Source organism: Asanoa sp. NPDC049475, from assembly GCF_040676915.1.
In the GTDB taxonomy this organism is placed as follows: Bacteria; Actinomycetota; Actinomycetes; order Mycobacteriales; family Micromonosporaceae; genus Asanoa.
On sequence record NZ_JBFAPY010000002.1, the window covers coordinates 137,411 to 157,834 of the forward strand.

Below are 20,424 nucleotides of genomic sequence, written 5' to 3' on the forward strand. Positions count from 1 at the left end.
GCAGGTACTTCGTAGTAGCACTTACGTATGGAGGCGCACGCGGGCTCGTCCGTACCGTGTCGATCATGACGATTCGAGCCGTGGTTTTCGATATCGGTGGGGTGTTGGAGTTCTGCGGTCCCATGGACTTCGAGAAGGTGTGGGAGCCGAAGCTCGGCCTGGCCGAGGGTTCGATGGACACCGCGATGCAGGACATGTGGGTGGGCGGCGCGATCGGGACCGTGACCGAGGCCGAGGTGCACGCCGCGATGCGCGATCGGCTCGGGATCACCGAGGAGCAGGTCGAGGCGGTCATGGCCGACATGTGGCAGCGCTACCTGGGCAGCCCCAACACCGAGCTCATCGAGTACGCGGGTGCCCTGCGCCGGAGGGTCCGCACCGGGATCCTGAGCAACAGCTTCGTCGGCGCGCGCGAGCGGGAGCAGGCCGCCTACGGGCTGCCGGCGCTCGTCGACGAGTGCCTCTACTCGCACGAGGTCGGCATCGGCAAGCCCGACCCGGAGCTGTGGAAGCTGACCTGCGAGCGGATGGGCGTCGAGCCCGCTGAGCTGCTCTTCGTCGACGACGTGCAGGTCAACATCACCGCCGCCCGGGCGTACGGGATTCGGGCGGTGCTGTTCGAGAACACCGCGCAGGTGATCGCCGAGATCGAAGCAGCGCTGCGGGGGGAATGACCGTGCCCGCCCCCGCGTTACGCTCGACAAGCGGAGGATTAAGTTCCGCTTCTGTGTCGTACGACCTGGGGATTTGATCATGGAACTCGGCATCTACTCGTTCGGCGACAGCGGGACGCACTCCACCCGGCAGCGGCTCGCGGACCTGGTCGCCCAGGCCCGCTACGCCGACGAGGCCGGTCTCGACGTGATCGCCCTCGGTGAGCACCATCGCCCGGACTTCACGCTCTCGGCACCCGAGCTCGTGCTGGCCGCCATCTCCGCGGTGACCGAGCGGATCCGGCTCAGCACCGCTGTGACCGTGCTCTCCACCGCCGACCCGGTGCGGGTCTACCAACAGTTCGCGACCCTCGACCAGCTCTCCGGCGGGCGGGCCGAGATCGTCGCCGGGCGCGGCGCCTTCACCGAGTCGTTCGGTCTGTTCGGTTACGACCTGCGGGAGTACGAGGTCCTGTTCGACGAGAAGCTCCGGCTGCTGCTGACGCTGGCCCGCGAGGAAGGTCCGGTCACCTGGCGGGGTCGCACCCGGGAGCCGCTGGACGACGCGCTGGTCACTCCGCGCGCTCTGCAGCCCGTGCTGCCGGTCTGGGTGGGTGTCGGCGGCACGCCGCAGTCCGCCGTGCGGGCCGGTCGCCTCGGCGCCCCGATGTTCGTGGCGATCTTCACCGACCCGGCGCCGGCGCGTGGGCTGGTCGAGATCTACCACCGGGCGGCGGCCAACGCGGGCCACGACCCGGCCGGCCTGCGGGTGGCCAGCGGCGGCCACATGTACGTGGGTCACACCTCACAGGGCGCGCGTGACGAGTTCTACCCTTACTACGCGGAATACCTCAGCAAGCTTCCGCAGTTTTCCGGTGGTATGCCGCGCGCGGCCTACGACGAGTGGATCCGGGCCGGCCTGCTGGTCGGCAGTCCCCAGGAGGTCATCGACAAGATCATGAATCACCGGGAGCTGCTCGGCATCAGCCGGTACGTCGGCCAGTTCGACGTCGGTGGCATGCCCGCCGGCATGGTCGACAAGAGCCTCGAACTGTTCGCCACCGAGGTGGCGCCGGTCGTCCGCAAGGAGTCGGCGTGAGTGCGCGGGTGGCCGCACTCGGCGCGGGCGCGGTTGGCGCGGTGCTGCGTGAGGAGTCGGCGTGAGTGCGCGGGTGGCCGTTCTCGGCGCCGGCAAGGTCGGCACCGTCCTGGCCCGCCTGAGCGTCGCGGCCGGGCGGCCGACGGCGATCGCCGGCTCCGGGGACCCCGCGGCCCTGGGCCTGATCGTCGACGTCCTGGCGCCGGGCGCGGTCCCGATGACCGGCGCCGACGCCGCCGCCCAGGCCGACATCGTGATCGTCGCGGTGCCACTGGCCCGGCTGGAGACGGTCCCGGCGGCGGCCCTGAAAGGCCGCGTGGTGGTCGACGCGATGAACTACTGGCCCCCGGTCGACGGCGTGCTGCCCGCGTGGGAAGACGCCACCCCGTCCTCGAGCGAGATCGTCCGCGACCTCCTCGGCGTGGACGTGGTGAAGTCGTTCAACCACATGGGCTACCACGAGCTCGACGCCTGGACCCGCCCCGCCGGCGACCTCGACCGTCGTGCGCTCGCGGTGGCCGGCGACGACGGGGCCGCGGTGACGGCGGTGGCCGAGCTGGTCGACGCGATGGGGTTCGACCCGGTGCCGCTGCGTCCGCTGGGCGCGGGGCGGGTGCTGCAACCGGGCTCGTCGGACATCTTCGGTGCCGACCTCACCCGCGCGGAGCTGCTGTCGACACTGGACGCACTCGGCGTGGCTCCGGCCGCCGCCTGTCCCTGAGTCACCGAAGCCGCGGCCGCAGGGAACTGCGGCCCGCCGCCCAGGAGCTGATCAGGTGGTCGGCCGCGAGCGCGCTGACCGCCAGGCCGCAGCGGGCGCCGAACAGCACGTCCCGGGCACCGTCAACGGTGTCGGAGGCGAAGCGCCCCGCGAGGTCGTACGCGGCGATCTGTTCGTGCACCGAGTCCGCTTCCACGTGCTCGTCGAAGAACCGGGCGGTCCGGTCGTCGGCGCCCAGCCGCCGGGCCGCGGCCGCGAGGTGCCGGTTCGGCTCCGACGAGGTCATCTCGAACGCCGCGAGCTGACCGACGAGGGCGCCGCGCCAACGCCGGTGAAGGCCGAACATCGACATCAGGTTGACGCCGGCGAGGGTCACCGCGGGAACCCGGTCGACGTGGGCGCCGTAGGTGCTGTCCACGCCGAAGCCGTCCATGGTGTTCCGGAACAGCTCCGCGTGCATGCGTTCCGGGCGGCCACCGCCGTACTCGTCGATCTGGATCTCCACCAACGCCGCCTTCGCGGCACCGTGCAGGCGGGGGATCGCGAAGGTGTGCGGGTCGGCTTCTTTGAGCTGGTAGACGGAGCGGTGCACCAGCAGCTCGCGGAACTGGTCGAAGGTCGCGTGCTGGCGGACGTGCGCGGCCAGTGACGGCCCGTCGGGCTCGGTGACCAGAGCGAGCAGCGCCGCCGGCACGTCGGTGGGCGGCTCGTGGTCGCCGACGAGCTCGTGCAGGGCGGCGGTGAACGGGCGCTCGGCCGCCGCACGCAGGGCCAGCAGCTCCGGGTGCCACTCCCACTCGGGGTCGACGCCCGCGAACCCCTGGAAGTGCTGCTCGTAGCAGAGGTAGAGGGTGGCCTGGAGATCCTCGTCGTGGAGCGGGTCGGTGCCGGACCAGGTCGGGGCCAGGATCTCTCCCGGCGGGCCGGCCAGGGCCGTCCTCAACGCCGTCGAGACCGGGCCACGGGCCAGCGGCAACGTAGGTCCCGTGAGGCGTGGCGGGGAAACGATGGTCACGGCCGGCGGATGCCCCCGTGGCGGGAGATCAAACCTGGGTTTCGCCGGGTCTGAACGGGGAATCCGACACCATGCGACCAGCACAGGAGGAGCCGGCCGCGACCGTGACGCCGTACCCGGACGGGCCTTTGCTCCTCCGCGGTGACTTCGCGATGGTCACGGTCGACGGCGAGACGATCGAGACCGGGCGTTCGACGGTCGCACTGTGTCGGTGCGGAAAGTCCGGCACCAAGCCCTTCTGCGACGGTACGCATCGCACAACCCGCTTCAAGGCGGGCACAGGCCGCGAGTAGTTACGGCAGTCGGTCGCCGGGAAAGCTGCGCACCGGGTGGGCCGTGAAGGTGAAGATGCCGGCGACGACACCGGGGTCGTCGGCCATCACCGCGACGGTGGCGTCGAGGTCCAGGTCGAAGATGCCGATGCCGCACACGTCGCTGTCGTCGCCCACCGGGCAGACGATGCTGAGCAGTCCGTCGGCCCGGAGCCCGAAGTTGCGGCGGCCGTGCTCCCACACGATCGACTGCGTCTCCGGCGACCCGAAGTGCGGCCCCTCGCGCAGGATGACCGCGGTGTAGGCCTTGGTCGTGGCCATGCCGGCGCGCATCTCGTCGTCGCTGACGTGGGTGGTCATCGTGCCTCCGCGGGCTCGGCTGGCGTCACCGTAGCCCGCGAATCTCGGAACGGCTGTCGAAACGCGGACGAGGTCTCCGACCTCTGGTCGTGAACCAAACACGACCTAAGAGGTACTCATGGATGTGACCGACACGCGGGCAGGGCGCAAGGAGTGGGTGGGGCTGGCGGTGCTGGCCCTGCCTTCCCTGCTCGTCTCGATCGACCTGTTCGTGCTCCTGCTCGCCGTGCCGCAGCTCAGCGGCGACCTGGGCGCGGGCAGCACCGACCAGCTCTGGATCATCGACGTCTACGGCTTCCTCCTGTCCGGCTTCCTGATCACGATGGGCGCGCTCGGCGACCGACTAGGGCGCCGGCGGCTGTTGTTCGGCGGCGCGGCGGTGTTCGGCGTGGCGTCGGTGATGGCCGCCTACGCGGAAAGCCCCGCCATGTTGATCGCGGCCCGCGCGCTGCTCGGCGTCGCCGGCGCGGCCATGGGCCCGACCACGCTCGCCCTGATCACCGGCATGTTCCGCGACCCGAAGCAGCGCGCGACCGCGATCGGGGTCTGGCTGATGTCGCTGATGGGCGGCAGCGCGATCGGCCCGGTCGTCGGCGGCATCCTGCTCGGGCACTTCTGGTGGGGCTCGGTCTTCCTCATCGCCGTGCCCGCGATGCTCCTGCTGCTCGCGCTCGGCCCGGCGCTGCTGCCCAAGGACCAGCCACGACGCGACCCGGCCCCGCTCGACCTGGCCAGCGTGGCGCTCTCGCTCGCCGCGATCCTCCCGGCCGTCTACGGCATCAAGGAGCTGGCCCGGCACGGCCTCGAGACGGTCCCGGCGGCCGCGTTGATCGTCGGGCTGGCGTTCGCGGCAGCCTTCCTGCACCGCCAGCGCACCCTCACCGACCCGCTGGTCGACCTGCGGCTGTTCAAGGAGCGCACGTTCCGCACCGCGCTCGGCGCGATGTTCGTCAACACGATGCTGCCCGGCGCGGTGATGGTGCTGATCACGCAGTTCCTGCAGCTCGTGGCCGGCTACCAGCCACTGCGGGCCGGGCTGGCCCTGCTGCCCGCGGTGGCGGCTGGCATCGTCGCCACCCAGGTCGCGCCGCTGGCCGCCCGGCGGATCAGGCCGGCCCCGCTGATCGCCGGCGGCCTTGTCATCTCGGTCGTCGGTCTGATGCTGCTGACCAGGGCATCCGACGCCGCCGGAGTGATCACCGGGATGGCGCTGTTCAACATCGGCGCCGGGCCGCTGGTCACGCTCGGCACCGGAATCGTCGTCGGCGCGGTCCCGCCGGAGCGGGCCGGCTCGGCCGCCTCCGTGGCGCAGACCGCCAACGAGTTCGGGTTCGCGCTCGGGGTCGCGGTGTTCGGCAGTGTCGCGGCGGCGGTCTACCGGCACGGCGCGCCGGCCGGCGCGGGCGACTCCCTCGCCGTGACCCCGCCGGCGCTGTTGGACCAGGGGCGCACCGCGTTCACCGACGGCCTGCACGTGGTGGCCGCGATCGGCGCGGTCGCGATGGCCGTCGCCGCCCTGCTCTGCCTACGGGCGTTCCGGCACCTGCGGCCGGTAGGCCAGGAGCACCCCGCGAAGGAGGAGGGGGTCTCTTCGAGGAACGGCATCGAAGGCTCGACGTCCCCAGAGCCCACGGTTCGGCGCTGAAGGCCCGGGGGTGCTCGGCTTCATGTCGGATGGCAAGCTCATGTCCCGTGATCGATGATCTTTCGAAGGACTGTCCGCGCGGCCAGCGCAGATCGACCCGTCAGGCGCTGGTTCGGAAGCTCGGTGGCCGCCTCGTGGAGGCTCGCCGGTGAGGGCGGTCATCGTCGCGGCCGCGGTCGCGTTCATCATCTCGCTGGTCGGCACGCCGGTGGCGATTCGCGTCTTCACCGCACTGAAGGCCGGCCAGCCCATCCGATCCATCGGGCTCGCCAGCAACCAGGGCAAGAAGGGCACCCCCACGATGGGCGGCGTCGCGTTCATCGTGGCGACCGTCCTGGCCTACGTCGCCGGGCATATCGCCCTGACCACCCTGCCCGAGCGGCAGATCGCGCAGGAGGGGCCGACCATGACGGCTCTCGTCCTGCTCGGGCTGTTGGTCTTCTGCGGCGTGGTCGGCTTCTTCGACGACTTCCTCAAGGTGCGCAGGCGCAACTCCGACGGGCTGTCCGCCAAAGGCAAGCTGCTCGGCCAGGCTCTCGTCGCCGGCGGGTTCGGCATCGCCGCGCTCTACGTGGCCAGCACCAACGGCCAGACCGTCGCCAGCACGCACATCTCGCTGTTCCGCGACATCAGCTGGCTGGACGTCGGCAAGGTCGGCTCGGTGCTCGTGTTCGTCTTCGTCATCACGGCGATGTCGAACGGGGTGAACCTCACGGACGGCCTCGACGGCCTGGCCACGGGTGCGTCGGTGCTGGTGTTCGGCGCGTACACGCTGATCGGCTTCTGGCAGTACCGGCACTGGTGCGCCGACGACGCGTACGCCCGCGCGAACGACTACTGCTACCAGGTCCGGGATCCCCTGGAGATCGCCCTGATCGCGGCCGCGGCCGCCGGCGCCTGCCTGGGGTTCCTGTGGTTCAACACGTCCCCGGCACGGATCTTCATGGGTGACGTCGGCGCGCTCGGGCTCGGTGGCCTGATCGGCGGGCTCGCCATCGCGACCCGCACCACGCTGCTCTCGATCGTGATCGGCGGGCTCTTCGTCCTCGTCACGACGACCTGGGTGATCCAGATCGTCTCGTTCAAGACCACTGGCCGACGCGTCTTCCGGATGGTGCCGTTGCACCACCACTTCGAGCTCGGCGGCTGGAGCGAGATCAACATCGTGATCCGGTTCTGGATCGTCGCCGGCGTCTGCGTGGCGATCGGCCTCGGCCTGTTCTACTCGGACTACCTGGCCGTCGCCGGATAAAGCAGAGACGCCCGGGTCAGCCGAGTGGGCTGTCCCGGGCGTCTGCCTCGCAACCGCGTCAAAGCATTGACATGTGCACGTGGTCCGTATGGTCGCTCTCGCCGCTGTAGGACTTCCATCCGGTAGCGGGGAACCAGATGCGTTTGTACCAAATGACGTAGAGGATCCCGAGCGCGTCGGCGTTCCTGATCAGGAACGCGGCGAGGTTGTTCCCGTACCTCTCCTGGTCGCTGTTGGCGGCCCGCGCGAATCCGCTCTTGAGCAACGACCAGTCGCAGGCGCGGCCCTTCGGATGCTCGAAGGGCCCGCCGGACCGGTAGCAACCGACGAACCGGTTGAACCCGGCGCGCTTCACCTCTTTGTACGCGTGCAGCGTGCGCGCCGTGACGCAGCCGCTGGTGGTCGGGTCGTCCTGGTTGCACGACTCGTCCGGCCAGCCGCCGTCGGCCGAGCGCGGCGCCGGGCGGGCCTTGGGCGAGGTCGCCGCCACGTTGGTGGGGTCCAACCCGTAATCATCGGCCAAGGCGCCGACCTTGTTGAGCTCACGCTCGGCGGCGCTCTTCTGCTTGGCCATCGAGGCGGCCGCTGCCTTCTGCGAGGCCACTTCGGCGTCGATGGCCGCCTTGGCCGCCGCGACCTCTTCCTCGGCGGCGACGAGGGCGGCGAGCCGGCTCGAGTTGTACTGGTTCAGCCGCTCCAGGACGGTCGCCTTCTCCAGGAAACCGCCGTCGCTCGAGGCGTTGAGCATCGCGACCATCGGAGTGAGGCGACCGGTCCGATAGGTCTCGGTCGCGAACTCGCTGACCTGCGGCTGCAGCTCCTTGATCTTCCGCTCTGCCGCCTGGACCCGCAGGTCGAGCTTGAGCTGCTGCTGTCGGGACTTGTCGAGCACCGCCTTGGCCTTGGCGTATTGCCGGCCGGTCGACTCGAGCAGGTCGCCCAGCAGCGGCACCGCCTTTTCCTTCGGCGCGCCGGGCGTCGGCGTCGGGTTCGGGGCGGCGTAGCCGGCGGTAGGCGGCACCACCGCTACCGCGACCGCGGCGACCAGAGCAAGGACAGTAGCGAGCCAGCGTCGTCGCGCGGCGGTCATTCTTGTCGTTTCCCTCCGTCAAACCGCGCACGAGCATACCCAAGGGAGATCCCGTCGCAACTGGTGCACAAAGCGACAGCCCCGTCGCCGCGTGTCATCAATGCGAGTCACGAGGCACGCGGTCGCCGCTTCCGCCGACGAGAAAGTCCAGATCCGCTCCAGTTTCAGCTCCGCGAACCGTGTCGATGTAGAGCTTCTCCCATCCCCGGGTCGGCCGGGCCAGGGCCGCGACCATCGCGGGGGAGGGCTCGCGGGCCGCGAACTCGGCGGCCGGCACGTCGACGTCGATCCGCCGGGCCTCGACGTCGAGCACGATCGGGTCGCCGTCGCGCACCTTCGCGAGGGGGCCGCCGGCCGCGCCTTCGGGGGCGACGTGCAGCACGACCGTCCCGTACGCGGTGCCGCTCATCCGCCCGTCGCAGACCCGCACCATGTCGCGGACGCCCTGCTGCAGGAGCTTGCGCGGCAGCGGCAGGTTGGCCACCTCGGGCATGCCCGGGTAGCCGCGCGGCCCACAGCCCCGCAGCACCAGCACCGAGTCGGCGTCGACGTCGAGCGCCGGGTCGTCGATCCGGTGGTGCAGGTCCTCGACCGAGTCGAAGACGACGGCCCGGCCCCGGTGCTGCAGCAACGCCGGGGTCGCCGCCGCCGGCTTGATGATCGCGCCCTCCGGTGCCAGGTCGCCGCGGAGCACGGCGATGCCGGCATCGGCCATCATCGGGGCGCTCCGCGGCCGGATCACCTCGGGGTCGTGGATCGTGCCGTCCTCGAGGTACTCGCCGAGCGGCCGGCCGGTGACCGTGAGCGCGTCGAGGTCGAGCAGGTCGGAGATCTCCCGGAGCACGGCGGTCAGGCCACCGGCCCGGTGGAAGTCCTCCATCAGGTGCCGCCCGGCCGGCTGCAGGTCGACCAGCAGGGGGATGCCGTGGCCGGCGCGGTCGATCTCGTCGAGGGTCAGCGGGACACCGAGCCGCCCGGCGATGGCGAGCAGGTGCACGACGGCGTTGGTCGAGCCGCCGAGCGCGCCGAGCGCCACGATCGCGTTGTGGAAGCTCGCCTTCGAGATGATCTGACTCGGTCGGCGGCCCTCGCGGACCATCTCGACCGCGAGCCGGCCGGACTCGTGGGCCTGCGCCTGGAGGCGGCTGTCGGGGGCGGGCAGTCCGGCCGTGCCCGGCAGCGTCGTGCCCAGCACCTCGGCGAGCAGGCCCATCGTCGAGGCCGTACCCATCGTGTTGCAGTGGCCCTTGCTCCGGATCATCGCCGACTGCGACGCCTGGAAGTCACGGTTGGACAGTGTCCCGGCGCGGACCTCCTCGGAGAGCCGCCAGACGTCGGTGCCGCAACCCAGCGGCACGCCGCGGAACGTGCCGGTGAGCATCGGGCCGCCCGGCACCACGAGCGCCGGCAGGTCGACCGAGGCGGCGCCCATCAGCAGCGAGGGGATGGTCTTGTCGCAGCCGCCGAGCAGGACGACGCCGTCGATCGGGTTGGCGCGGATCATCTCCTCGATGGCCATCGCGGCCATGTTGCGCCAGAGCATCGCGGTCGGGCGGACCTGCGTCTCGCCGAGGGAGACGACGGGCAGTTCCAGGGGTACGCCGCCGGCCTCCCAGATGCCGTTGGCGACGCTGCGGGCCACCTCGGTGAGGTGCATGTTGCAGGGCGTCAGGTCAGAGGCGGTGTTGGCGATGGCGATCTGGGGCCGACCGTCGAACGCCGAGTCGGGTGCGCCGCGGCGCATCCAGGCCCGGTGGATGTAGGAGTTCCGGTCCTGGCCGGCATACCACGCGTCGGAGCGGAGAGGGGCAGGCATACTGCCCATTATCAAGATTCGCCTGATCGGGTGGCAGGGGGTGGCGGTGCGCGCGTTCGTCGTCGTCGGGCCGGGCCGGGCGGAGGTGCGGGACGTGGCCCCGCCGGTGCCCCGTCTCGGCGAGGTCATCGTCGATGTGGAACGGGCCGGAGTCTGCGGCACGGACGCCGAGTTCTTCTCGGGCCACATGGCTTATCTCCACAGCGGCGACGCCACCTATCCGATCAGAATCGGTCACGAGTGGTGCGGGGTGGTGTCCGCGGTCGGCGCGGAGGTCGACAGCGCATGGCTGGGCCGGCGCGTCACCGGCGACACGATGCTGGGTTGCGGCAACTGCCTGCGCTGTTTGAGTGGCCGCCAGCACCTGTGCGCGGACCGCTTCGAGATCGGCATCCGGGGCGGTTGGCCCGGGGCGCTGGCCGAGCAGTTGTCGGTGCCGGTGCGCGCGCTGCACCCGCTGCCGGACTCGGTCGACGCGACGCTCGGGGCGCTGGTGGAGCCGGGCGGCAACGCCCTGCGGGTGGTCGAGGCGGCCGCCCTGACCCCGACGAGCCGGTTGCTGGTGCTCGGGCCGGGGACGATCGGGCTCCTGGCCGCCCAGATCGCCGCTGCCCGGGGTGCCGAGGTGCACCTGCTCGGGCGCGACGAGCCGTCCCTGGCCTTCGCGCGGGGGCTGGGCTTCTCCCAGGTGTGGACGCTGCGTGATCTGCCGGACGACCTGGCCTTCGACGCGGTGGTCGACGCGACGAACGCGACCGAGTTGCCGGGTTTCGCGGTGCGGCGGGTCGAGCCCGGGGGCCGGGTCGTCTACATCGGCCTGGCGGAGGAGCCGTCGCTGATCGACTCGCGTGACCTCGTGTTCAAGGACGTGACCGCGGTGGGTGTGTTGAGCGCGTCCGGGGGTCTGTCGGGGACGATCGAGCTCTACGCGACCGGCACGGTCGACCCCCGGCCGCTGGTCGCGGCCACGGTCGGGCTGGCCGAGGCGGCCGACGTGCTCGCGGGCCGCCGCCCGCAGGCGTGGGGCGCCGCCCCGAAGGTTCACGTCGACCCGCGCCGCTGACCGTGTGCCGCGGAGCGGCTCGAACCCTTGGCCGTCGGTCCGCTCGCGCTGTGGGACGCCGCTGCGTTCCTTGACGATGGGTCAGTTGACGCAACCATCCGGTTGCAATATGGTTGAAGCAACCAGATGGTTGCGTTGGGGGCACGATCCCCGGGACAGGGGCCGCAGCTCGCGCGCCAGACCGCACACCGGAGGCGAATCATGAACGACCGGATGCCAAGCCCAACCCTCCCGCCGATCGTGGACCGACAGACGTGGCAGGAGGCGCGCGAAGCCCTGTTCGCGCGGGAGAAGGCGCACACGCGTGAAGGCGACGCGATCGCGGCCGCCCGGCGACGACTGCCGATGGTCGAGGTCGACGCCGGCATCGAGGTCGTCGGTCCGGACGGGCCGGTCACGATCCTCGACGTCTTCGAGGGCCGCAAGCAGCTCATCGCCTACTACCACGCGTGGTGGCCGGGCCGACCCGCCGCCGAACAGTGCGAGGGCTGCACGTTCTTCAACAGCCAGGTCCGCGAGCTGTCCTACATCCATTCCCGCGACGCGACGTACGCTGTGCTCTGCAAAGGTCCGTTCGAGGAGAGCATCCGCTATCGGGACTTCCTCGGCCTGGAGATGCCGTGGTACTCGGCCGCGGAGACGGCCGAGCGACTCCTCGAGGGTCGGGACTGGCAGCGGCACCACCTGGTCTTCTATGTCAGGGACGGCGAGCGGGTGTTCGAGACGTACTACACGGGCGGCCGCGGCGTGGAGATCATGGCGCCGACCCACGGACTCCTGGACATGACCGTGTACGGGCGCCAGGAGACGTGGGAGGACTCGCCCGACGGCTGGCCGCAGCCGTGGGGCGACGCCAGGAATCCCGAGGTCTGGCGCACGAACGGTCGTCCGATCGTCCAATGGTCCCGCATCGAGGCGGGCCGCTCCGACGACCTGACCTGACGACCCCGCACTGACCGGCGCAGCTTTCGGGTCTAGGGTGTGCGGCGTGAGTCGGGCGACGCGGATTGTGCGCCTCGCATACCGCCATTCCGTCACCCGCTTCCTCGCCCTCGCGGGCGTGGGCTTCGCGTTCGACCTGACGTTGCTGGCCGTGCTCGACGCCGTCACTCCCTTGCCGGCGCCGGCGACCGTGAGCATCGCGTTCTGGGTGACGTACGCGCTGAACTTCGCACTCAACCGCACCTTCGCCTTCCACGCCTCGGGGGAGGGGGTCCGCGGCCAACTGGCCCGGTTCGCGCCGCAGGTGCTCGGCGACTACGTGCTCACGGTGGCCGGCGTGACCGCGCTCGGTGCGCTCGGGGTCGGATTGGTCCCGGCCCGGATCATCGCCGCCGGCACCAACCTGGTCTTCAACTACGTGCTCTACCGCTGGTGGACCTTCCGCCGACGCCCGGAGTCGGAGCAGACACCGGCCGCGGAGCGGGAGCTGGCATTGACCGTCGCGCGCACCGATCCGAGCGCCTAGCCCTCACCGCCACGCACAAGCGGGAAGTCGGGCAGCGCGGTCCAGTCGAGGACGGCGCCGAGCTCCGCCGCGACCGCGTCCGCGATCACGCGTGCCCCGTGCAGATGGATCCGCGCGCAGGAGATGGCGCCGATCAAGCCGATCGCGTGCCGGCCGCCGGGTCGGGCGCGCAAGACGCTGCTCGCGGTCGTGGCGCCGCGCAACGGACCCGGCCAGACCTCGCTGCGCCAGCCCGAGACCAGACCGTGGGTCAGGCAGTGCCGCACCTGCATCCACCCGTCACCGCGTCGAACCATCTCGTCCCAGTCGATGGTCTCGGTCGCGGGTCGCCCGTTGACGGCGGGAATGTTCCACACCCGCACAGGCGGAGCACCGGCGACGACGGCCGGGACGGACGAAAACTCCGCTGAACACTTGCGGAGGAAGTCCGCCACGGTCGGGTTGTTCGTCGAGACCCGCTTCGCGATCTGGCCGAGTCCGTAGCCCCGCAGATGGAGGGCGGTGGCGAGGAAGTCCTCGACGAAGCCCTCGAAGGCCGAGATGACGCCGAGCACCACGGCCGGCGGCAGCGCGTTGAAGTTCCCGGCATTGCCCGGCGTACGGGGATGAAGTTGCGTCAGCCGCTGCGGCACCTCGAGCGAACGGGCGAACCGATGGACGCTGTCCTGCGGGGTCACCGGAAGCATCCGTCCATTGTCGGCGGACTACTAGGCGTGTTGTTGCCGGCACCGTAGATTGGTCAGCGTGAGTGCCGACCAGCGCGACATTCGGATGTCCGACGCCGACCGGGAAGGCGTGCTCGCCCGGCTCAACACGGCGGTGTCCGAGGGCCGGCTGACGATGGCCGAGTTCGAGGAGCGGGTCGACGGCGCGCTCAAGGCGCGCACGTACCGTGAGATCGAGCCCTTCGTCGTCGACCTGCCGGGCGGCGCCCCCGTCCCGGCCGTCGCCGGCGCCGAGACGGTCGTCGAGCTGCGCAGCCACGCCGGGCAGATCCGGCGCGTCGGGCGCTGGGCCGTGCCGCGCAAGCTGGTGGTGCGGAGCATGGCCGGCATGGTCAAGCTCGACTTCCGTGAGGCGGTGCTCAGCCAGCGCGTGGTGGAGATCGAGTTGGCCACGCAGGCCGGCAACACGGTCATCGTGCTGCCGCCGGGGGGGACGGCTGACCTCGACCGGCTCACCACGACCGCCGGCACGGTGTTCTGCCGGGTGCCGTCCTTTCCGGAGCCGACGTCGACGGCGCCGCATCTGGTCATCAGCGGCAGTGCCGCCGCGGGTTCGGTCATCGTTCGCCACCCGTTCCGGCTGGGGCGCTGGAGCTGGTGATCTCGCTGCCGCCTGGCAGAGCTGTATTCAACTGCTGGGACTGATCAGGTCCAGCGCACCGTCGAGGCTGTCCGGGTGGTGTGCGGAGGCGACGATCCGCCAGCGGCCCAGGCGTTGCGACCAGGTGCGGGTGGCCGGGTCGCGATGCCGTGTCGGGGTCAGGTCGAGCTCCACGTCCACCTCGGTGGTGGCGCCCGCGTCCAACGACACCCGCTGGAAGCCGACGAGCAAAGGCACCGGTCGGTCGGCGTCGAACGCGTACACCTGCGCGACCGTCGAACCGGCCCGCTCGCCGGTGTTGGTGATCCGCACCCGCCCGTGCCGCCCCACCAACGTCAGCGAGAAACTGGTGTAGCCCAGACCGAATCCGAAGGGGTACGCGGCGCGGTGCCCGTCGCGGTCGAGCTTTCGCTGGCCCCACCATTCGTCGTACCGGATGCTGGTTGCCAAAGCGTCGAAGAAGGGTAGGTGGGCCGCGTCGCGGGGGATGGCGAACGGCAGGCGACCGCCGGGTTCGGCGGCGCCGGTGAGGATGTCGGCGATGGCCCGGCCGCCCTCCATGCCCGGGTACCACGCCAGCAGGATCGCGGCCACCTTCTCCCGCCAGGCCTCCATGATGATCGCGCTGCCGCCGATCACCACCACCACGGTCCGCGGGTTGGCCCCCGCCACCGCGTCGATGAGGTTCTCGTCGTGCGGGTGGAGGGTCAGCCGGGTACGGTCGCCGCCCGGCCCGAACCGCGTCACCCACCGGGCCAGCCACGCGGCCATCCGCTGCACCGGGCGCAGGGTGAACGGGAAGCCGAGGAACGCGAGGCTCGCCGGATCGTCGTTGGTGACGCGTTCGCCTTCGTCGGTCGGACCCATGCCCACGACGACCACAGCGACGTCGGCGTCCCGAGCGACCGACGCGGCGGCGGACACGTCCGTGCCATCCACATAGGACGCGGCGGGAAACACCGCGCGCAGTCCGGCCAGCGGCGACGACGTCGACGGCGGGTCGACCATCGACGACCCGCGGTCTCCGAGATTCGGCTCGACCGCCAGCCGCCCCACCACAGCCACCCGCGACGAAGCCGACAGCGGCAACACAGCGGCGCCGGCCGCAGGCGCGATCGGCACGGGGGCGTTTCGGAGCAGCACGGCTCCGCGTACGGCGACCTCGTAGGCCAACGCGCGGTGGGCCGGTGATGCGACCACGTCCGGCGAAGGCTCGGAGACCGCCCGTCCGGCATAGTGCCGCAGCGTCGTCGCCAGGATCCGGTGGGCCGACCGCACCACCGCCGCTCGCGGCACCACCCCGACGCGCAGTGACCGCGCCCGGTGCATCCGCAGCGGCATCTCGATGTCGAGCCCCGACAGCAGGCTGGCGGCCGCGTCGTGCGTGCCCCACACCCAGTCGCTGGTCACGAACCCGGTGAACCCCCACTCGTCACGCAGGATGTCGGTCAGCAGCACCGCGTTCTGGTCGGCGAAAGCCCCGTTGACCGAGTTGTAGGCGCTCATCACCGACTCGGCGCCGGCATCGATCACCGCCTTGAAGTGCGGCAGATACACCTCGTGCAGAGCGTGCTCGTCGACCGACACGTCGACCACGAAGCGCGCGTTCTCCATCGAGTTCAGGGCGAAGTGCTTCACGCACGCCATCACGTTGTGCCGCAGCCCCCGGGTCAGCGCGGCACCCATCCGCCCGGTCAGCACCGGGTCCTCGCCGTAGCACTCCTGCGCCCGCCCCCACGCCGGATGCCGCAGCAGGTTCACGCAGACGGCACCCGAGTAGTTGGCACCCTGCGCCCGCGCCTCCAACCCCATCGCGAGACCGACCCGCTCCTCCAACGACGGGTCCCAGGTCGCGGCCCGAGCCATGGTGACCGGGAACGCGGTGGACCGGCCCATCACGACCCCGCGCGGCCCGTCGCTGAACCGGACGCCCGGGATGCCGAGCCGGGGGAGCGCCCCGGCGGTGACCGGGCCGGCCTTGATCAGCGCCGGCAGCCGGATCGCGGCGCGCACCGGGAGATCGCCGTCGAGCAGCCAGCACAGTTCCCGATCGCTCATCCGGGCGAGGATCTGGTCCGCGGCCGCGGCGGCCGTCACCGAGCCGGTGCGGACCAGCCCCACGGCCTCCTCGAACGTCGTCACCACGTCATGATCCCCCACCCCACAATTTGACAGTTGTCACTGTCTGCGTTGAGGTGGGACACATGCGACGGTTCCTGACGCTGCTCACCGCGGCGGTCCTGACGACGGCAAGCCTGACCGGTTCCGCGGCAGCGAACGCCCCCGGGCAGTCGTGGGTCGCCACCTGGGGCACGGCGGTGACCGCCGCGGCAACCCCACCACAGCCCGCGACCGTGTTCGAGAACCAGACCCTGCGGCAGGTCGTGCACGTGAGCACCGGCGGCACCGCGCTGCGGGTCAGGCTGTCCAACGAGTACGGCGAACGCCCGCTCGCCATCGGTGCGGCGCGGGTCGCCCGGCACCGGGCCGGCTCCGAGATCGTCCCGGGCACCGATCGTCCGCTCACCTTCGGTGGCCGCGCCTCCTTCTCGATCCCCGCCGGAGCGCCGGCGCTGAGCGATCCCGTGCGACTGCCGGTCGGCGCCGGGTCCGACCTCGTGATCAGCATCTTCCTCCCTCGGTCGACACCCGCGGACACGCACCACAGCTCGGCCTTCCAGCACACGTACGTCGCCGCGGGCGACGTCACCCGGGCGGCCAGCCTGCCGGGAGCGCAGGAGACCACGTCGTGGTACTTCCTGTCCGGCGTCAGCGTCACCGGTGCGCCACGAGCGGGCTCCGTCGTCGCCTTCGGTGACTCGATCACCGACGGCGCCGTCACCACCGTCGATGCCAACCACCGCTGGCCCGATCTCCTGGCCGAGCGCCTGCGCGCCGACCGTGAGCTGCGCCGGCTCGGCGTGGTCAACGCGGGCATCGGCGGCAACCGCCTGCTCTACGCCGGCAACACCCTGCCGGACCCGATCTTCGGCGGCCTCGGCCCGCTCTTCGGCGACAGCGCACTGTCCCGCTTCGACCGCGACGTGGTCGCGCGGGCCGGGGCAGAGCACGTCATCGTGCTGCTGGGCATCAACGACATCGGCCAGCCCGGCTCGATCTCACCGACCGACGAGACGGTCACCGCCGAGGACCTGATCTTCGGACACCGCGAGCTCATCGCCCGGGCGAGGGAGGCGGGCCTTCGCGTGTACGGCGCCACGCTGACGCCGTTCCAGGGCACGACGATCCCCGGCTACTACTCCGAGGCCAACGAGGCCAAGCGGCAGGCCCTCAACACCTGGATCCGCACGAGCGGCGAATGGGACGGCGTGATCGACTTCGACCGGGCCGTACGCGACCCGGCCCAGCCACTGCGCATGCTCCCGGCATACGACAGCGGCGACCACCTCCACCCCAACGACGCCGGCATGCGCGCGATGGCCGACGCGATCCCGCTGCGCCTGTTCCGCTAGGGCCACCGGGACGCCGTCACGCCCTCCCCAGCACGGTGTCGAGCGCCTCGTCGGCCGCACACGGCACGTCCGGCACCACCCCGCGGCCTTCCCAGTTGGTGCCGCTCACCGAGTCGACCACGTACGCCCGCGGCACGTGGGCCAACACCGTCGGCGCGAGCCGGATCGGCAGCACGTGGTCGGCGGCACCCGGAGTGGCCGACCCCACGACGGTGACCCGGTCGCGAGCGCGCAGGTGATAGGCGAGCGCCTCACCCGACGAGAACGTCCCGGGGCCGACCAGCACGAACGCGTCCTGCCGGAGGGCGGTCCCCGGCGGCCGCGTGGGCGTCCACCACTGACGGCTCCGGTCGCGGTCGACCACGTCGGAGAGCTTGACGGGCCGGTCGCCCAGCAGCCAGCCGGCGATCCAGGCCACCGTCGCGGGATCGCCGCCGCCGTTGCCGCGCAGGTCGAGCACGATCCGCCGGCAGCCGCGGAGCAGACCGAAGGCCGCGTCGACGTACGGCTGCGCGAGCCCGACCGGATCGAGCCCGTCGACCCGGACGACGCCCGTCCCGTCCTCGAGCCGGCCCACCTGGGACACCGCCGCCGCCCGCGCCCGCACCAGGTCCGGATCCGCGGGCGGCCACTCGCCTGCCTCGGTGTCGGCCGGGACGGTCCCGTCGGCGTCCCAGATCAGCGCGACGTGCCGCGAGGTCGGCCAAGCGGCCTGCTCGATCGCGGCGCAGTGTGCCGCCGTCACCCGCGAGGTGACCTGGCCGAACCGCGCCGACAACTCCGCCATCAGCCCGTCGCGCCGGGACCCGGCCGGCATCAGCCGCTCCAGCCAGTCGACCAGCCGGCCGACGACAACGCGAACGCTGGGCGCCCGATCACGAACAGGGCGGGACTCGACGACGGCCACGAGCCGACGGTAGGCGAACCGGACCCCAACAGGTCTACGCCGACGGCGAACAGCGCGCCCGGGTCACTGTGCCGCGACCCAGTCGAGCCAGGCGGGCAGGCCTTCGCCGGTGGTCGCCGAGACGGTCAGCAACGCCAGGTCCGGGTTGACCGAGCGGGCGTTCTTCGCGCACAGGTCCACGTCGAAGTCCACGTACGGCAGCAGGTCGATCTTGTTGACGACCACCAGGTCGGCCGCCGCGAACATGTAGGGATACTTCAGCGGCTTGTCCGTGCCCTCCGTCACCGAGATGACGACCACCTTGCGCTGTTCGCCCAGGTCGAACATGGCCGGGCAGACCAGGTTGCCGACGTTCTCCACGAAGACCACCGCGCCGGTCGGTGGGTCCAGTCTGGACAGTGCCGACCGCACCAGGGCCGCGTCGAGGTGACAGCCCGCTCCCGTGTTGACCTGGACCGCCGGCGCGCCGGTGCGGCGCAGGCGCTCCGCGTCCAGCGAGGTGGCCTGGTCGCCCTCGATCACCGCGGCCGGCCGTACCCGGGCCAGGGCCGTCAGGGTCCGCTCCAGCAGCGTGGTCTTGCCCGCGCCGGGGGAGCTCATCAGGTTGAGCGCGATCGCGTTCCGCTTGCGCAGCCACGCCCGGTTGTCGCGGGCGATCGCGTCGTTCTTGGCCAGCACGTTCTGTTCGAGAGAAACGTGCGAGTGCGAGTCAGAGTCAGCACAGCCGCAGGTGCCACACACCGGTCAGCCCACCTCCATCGAGACGATCTTCAACTCGCGGCCGGTCAGCACCGAGACTTCGGCGCTGCCGCACGCGCACAGCAACACGGGGTCGGGCAGGTCGAACGACACGCCGCACGAGCGACACGCCGCGCGGCCGGGCACCAGGTCGATGTCGAGGCGGGCGCCCTCGGCGACCGTGCCGGCGGTGACCAGGTCGAAGCAGAAGTGCATGGCATCGGGTACGACGGCCGTCAACGCCCCGACCTGGAGGCGGATGGCGTGCACCCGACGCCGGCCGGCGCGCGAACTGACCTCGTCCACGACGCTCTGCGTGATCGACAGCTCGTGCACGGCACCCCCAACGGAGATTTGTCTGCGTTGCACCCACTTGCAGACTAGGTCCGATATTACGCTGAGCACCGAGCTACGCACGTTCAGCGACGCCGGACGCGCAGGGGGAAGGCGGACACCATGCCCACAGCGGAAGCGATCAAGGCCGAGGACACGCTGATCCACGTTCTCTGGATCAACGCGGGACTCAGCTGCGACGGCGACTCGGTATCGCTGACCGCCGCGACCCAGCCGAGCATCGAGGAGATCGCGCTCGGGGCGCTCCCCGGTCTGCCCAAGGTGGCCGTCCACTGGCCACTGATCGACTTCGAGTGCGGCCCCAACGGCGGGCAGGACGACTTCCTCGAGTGGTTCTTCAAGGCCGACCGCGGCGAGCTCGACCCCTTCGTACTCGTGGTCGAGGGCTCGATCGCCAACGAGGAGCTGCACAGCGAGGGCTACTGGACCGGGTTCGGCAACAACCCCGCGACCGATCAGCCCATCACGATGAGCGGCTGGCTCGATCGGCTCGCGCCCAAGGCGACCGCGATCGTGGCGACCGGCACCTGCGCGACGTACGGCGGCATCCACGCGATGGCCGGCAACCCGACCGGGGCGATGGGCGTGGCCGACTACCTCGGCTGGGACTGGAAGTCCAAGGCCGGGATCCCGATCGTCAACGTGCCCGGCTGCCCGATCCAGCCCGACAACATGTCGGAGACGCTGACCTACCTTCTGTACATGGCCACCGGCCAGGCGCCGATGATCCCCCTCGACGACGCGCTGCGGCCGACCTGGCTGTTCGGCGCGACCGTGCACGAGGGCTGTGACCGCGCCGGCTACTACGAGCAGGCCGACTTCGCCACCGAGTACGGGTCGCCCAAGTGCATCGTCAAGCTCGGCTGCTGGGGTCCGGCCGTCAAGTGCAACGTGCCGAAGCGCGGCTGGATGAACGGCCTCGGCGGTTGCCCCAACGTCGGCGGCATCTGCATCGGCTGCACGATGCCCGGCTTTCCGGACAAGTTCATGCCGTTCATGGACGAGCCGCCCGGCGGGAAGCTCTCCTCGACCACGATCGCCGCGTACGGCACCACAATGCGCCGCCTGCGCGGCATCACGACCCACACGCTCGACCGCGAGCCCAAGTGGCGCAAGCGCGGCCGCGAACTGACCACCGGCGCGAAGCGCACCTGGTAACCGAGAGAGGCCGA

The 20,424-nt window shown here is 71.2% G+C and carries 21 protein-coding genes; 12 read left to right on the forward strand and 9 right to left on the reverse strand.

All coding sequences use genetic code 11. The features are described 5' to 3' along the window. The first annotated feature begins 65 nt into the window (after window positions 1-65). The 3 genes from AB0J88_RS06640 (at window position 66) to AB0J88_RS06650 (ending at window position 2,473) form a co-directional block, all read left to right on the forward strand. Window positions 66-674 (forward strand): HAD family phosphatase, encoded by a 609-nt coding sequence (locus tag AB0J88_RS06640; RefSeq protein ID WP_364356329.1) that lies wholly within the window; start codon window positions 66-68, stop codon window positions 672-674. A gap of 79 nt (window positions 675-753) precedes the next feature. Beyond that, the gene (locus AB0J88_RS06645) at window positions 754-1,752 is read left to right on the forward strand and encodes an LLM class flavin-dependent oxidoreductase (protein WP_364356326.1); all 999 of its coding nucleotides are present in this window, start codon (window positions 754-756) and stop codon (window positions 1,750-1,752) included. 61 nt (window positions 1,753-1,813) lie between these two features. Continuing rightward, window positions 1,814-2,473 (forward strand): NAD(P)-binding domain-containing protein, encoded by a 660-nt coding sequence (locus AB0J88_RS06650; RefSeq protein ID WP_364356323.1) that lies wholly within the window; start codon window positions 1,814-1,816, stop codon window positions 2,471-2,473. Window position 2,474: 1 nt separating this feature from the next. On the opposite strand, the gene AB0J88_RS06655 is transcribed toward AB0J88_RS06650, so the two are convergent. Further along, on the reverse strand, window positions 2,475-3,488 hold the full coding sequence (locus tag AB0J88_RS06655; protein ID WP_364356320.1) for an iron-containing redox enzyme family protein: 1,014 nt from the start codon (window positions 3,486-3,488) through the stop codon (window positions 2,475-2,477). A gap of 71 nt (window positions 3,489-3,559) precedes the next feature. Between AB0J88_RS06655 and AB0J88_RS06660 the strand changes: the two genes are divergently transcribed. After that, window positions 3,560-3,781 (forward strand): CDGSH iron-sulfur domain-containing protein, encoded by a 222-nt coding sequence (locus AB0J88_RS06660; protein ID WP_364356318.1) that lies wholly within the window; start codon window positions 3,560-3,562, stop codon window positions 3,779-3,781. Here the strand turns inward: AB0J88_RS06660 and AB0J88_RS06665 are convergent, their stop codons facing one another. After that, window positions 3,782-4,120, reverse strand: coding sequence for a hypothetical protein (locus tag AB0J88_RS06665; protein ID WP_364356315.1), 339 nt, complete (start codon window positions 4,118-4,120; stop codon window positions 3,782-3,784). 118 nt (window positions 4,121-4,238) lie between these two features. Here AB0J88_RS06665 and AB0J88_RS06670 point away from each other — a divergent pair, with 118 nt between their 5' ends. Together AB0J88_RS06670 and mraY are read left to right on the forward strand one after the other, a co-directional pair. Next, complete coding sequence (locus AB0J88_RS06670; protein WP_364356312.1) at window positions 4,239-5,765, forward strand: MFS transporter; 1,527 nt, start codon at window positions 4,239-4,241, stop codon at window positions 5,763-5,765. Window positions 5,766-5,913: 148 nt separating this feature from the next. Beyond that, window positions 5,914-7,017 carry a phospho-N-acetylmuramoyl-pentapeptide-transferase gene (gene mraY / locus AB0J88_RS06675; RefSeq protein WP_364356309.1) on the forward strand — a complete coding sequence of 368 codons (1,104 nt, stop codon included), beginning with the start codon at window positions 5,914-5,916 and terminating at the stop codon, window positions 7,015-7,017. Window positions 7,018-7,075: 58 nt separating this feature from the next. On the opposite strand, the gene AB0J88_RS06680 is transcribed toward mraY, so the two are convergent. After that, complete coding sequence (locus AB0J88_RS06680; RefSeq protein ID WP_364356306.1) at window positions 7,076-8,107, reverse strand: hypothetical protein; 1,032 nt, start codon at window positions 8,105-8,107, stop codon at window positions 7,076-7,078. A gap of 97 nt (window positions 8,108-8,204) precedes the next feature. After that, window positions 8,205-9,923 (reverse strand): IlvD/Edd family dehydratase, encoded by a 1,719-nt coding sequence (locus AB0J88_RS06685; RefSeq protein WP_364356303.1) that lies wholly within the window; start codon window positions 9,921-9,923, stop codon window positions 8,205-8,207. Window positions 9,924-9,969: 46 nt separating this feature from the next. Here AB0J88_RS06685 and AB0J88_RS06690 point away from each other — a divergent pair, with 46 nt between their 5' ends. The 3 genes from AB0J88_RS06690 to AB0J88_RS06700 all read left to right on the forward strand — a co-directional run bounded on the left by AB0J88_RS06690 (window position 9,970) and on the right by AB0J88_RS06700 (window position 12,454). Next, on the forward strand, window positions 9,970-10,986 hold the full coding sequence (locus AB0J88_RS06690) for an alcohol dehydrogenase catalytic domain-containing protein (protein ID WP_364356300.1): 1,017 nt from the start codon (window positions 9,970-9,972) through the stop codon (window positions 10,984-10,986). A gap of 213 nt (window positions 10,987-11,199) precedes the next feature. After that, the gene (locus AB0J88_RS06695) at window positions 11,200-11,928 is read left to right on the forward strand and encodes a DUF899 family protein (RefSeq protein ID WP_364737825.1); all 729 of its coding nucleotides are present in this window, start codon (window positions 11,200-11,202) and stop codon (window positions 11,926-11,928) included. A gap of 46 nt (window positions 11,929-11,974) precedes the next feature. Further along, window positions 11,975-12,454: a GtrA family protein gene (locus tag AB0J88_RS06700; RefSeq protein ID WP_364356294.1), complete on the forward strand. Its 480-nt coding sequence runs from the start codon at window positions 11,975-11,977 to the stop codon at window positions 12,452-12,454. Here the strand turns inward: AB0J88_RS06700 and AB0J88_RS06705 are convergent. Continuing rightward, on the reverse strand, window positions 12,451-13,140 hold the full coding sequence (locus AB0J88_RS06705) for a hypothetical protein (RefSeq protein WP_364356291.1): 690 nt from the start codon (window positions 13,138-13,140) through the stop codon (window positions 12,451-12,453). The two genes, AB0J88_RS06700 and AB0J88_RS06705, sit on opposite strands and share 4 nt — an antisense overlap. A 58-nt stretch (window positions 13,141-13,198) precedes the next feature. Between AB0J88_RS06705 and AB0J88_RS06710 the strand changes: the two genes are divergently transcribed. Further along, on the forward strand, window positions 13,199-13,780 hold the full coding sequence (locus AB0J88_RS06710) for a DUF1707 domain-containing protein (RefSeq protein ID WP_364356288.1): 582 nt from the start codon (window positions 13,199-13,201) through the stop codon (window positions 13,778-13,780). Window positions 13,781-13,807: 27 nt separating this feature from the next. Here the strand turns inward: AB0J88_RS06710 and AB0J88_RS06715 are convergent, their stop codons facing one another. After that, a complete protein-coding gene (locus AB0J88_RS06715; RefSeq protein WP_364356285.1) occupies window positions 13,808-15,922 on the reverse strand; it encodes a glycoside hydrolase family 3 C-terminal domain-containing protein in 2,115 nt (704 codons plus the stop codon). 62 nt (window positions 15,923-15,984) lie between these two features. Here AB0J88_RS06715 and AB0J88_RS06720 point away from each other — a divergent pair, with 62 nt between their 5' ends. After that, a complete protein-coding gene (locus AB0J88_RS06720; protein ID WP_364356282.1) occupies window positions 15,985-17,253 on the forward strand; it encodes a GDSL-type esterase/lipase family protein in 1,269 nt (422 codons plus the stop codon). Window positions 17,254-17,269: 16 nt separating this feature from the next. Here AB0J88_RS06720 and AB0J88_RS06725 read toward each other — a convergent pair whose 3' ends face one another. The 3 genes from AB0J88_RS06725 to AB0J88_RS06735 form a co-directional block, all read right to left on the reverse strand. Then, a complete protein-coding gene (locus AB0J88_RS06725; RefSeq protein WP_364356279.1) occupies window positions 17,270-18,160 on the reverse strand; it encodes a S41 family peptidase in 891 nt (296 codons plus the stop codon). A gap of 63 nt (window positions 18,161-18,223) precedes the next feature. Further along, window positions 18,224-18,838, reverse strand: a complete 615-nt coding sequence (hypB, locus tag AB0J88_RS06730) for a hydrogenase nickel incorporation protein HypB (RefSeq protein ID WP_364356276.1) — start codon at window positions 18,836-18,838, stop codon at window positions 18,224-18,226. A gap of 66 nt (window positions 18,839-18,904) precedes the next feature. Beyond that, window positions 18,905-19,267 (reverse strand): hydrogenase maturation nickel metallochaperone HypA, encoded by a 363-nt coding sequence (locus AB0J88_RS06735; RefSeq protein ID WP_364356273.1) that lies wholly within the window; start codon window positions 19,265-19,267, stop codon window positions 18,905-18,907. 87 nt (window positions 19,268-19,354) lie between these two features. Here AB0J88_RS06735 and AB0J88_RS06740 point away from each other — a divergent pair, with 87 nt between their 5' ends. Next, the gene (locus AB0J88_RS06740) at window positions 19,355-20,410 is read left to right on the forward strand and encodes a hydrogenase expression protein HypE (RefSeq protein ID WP_364356270.1); all 1,056 of its coding nucleotides are present in this window, start codon (window positions 19,355-19,357) and stop codon (window positions 20,408-20,410) included. The last annotated feature ends 14 nt before the right edge of the window (window positions 20,411-20,424 follow it).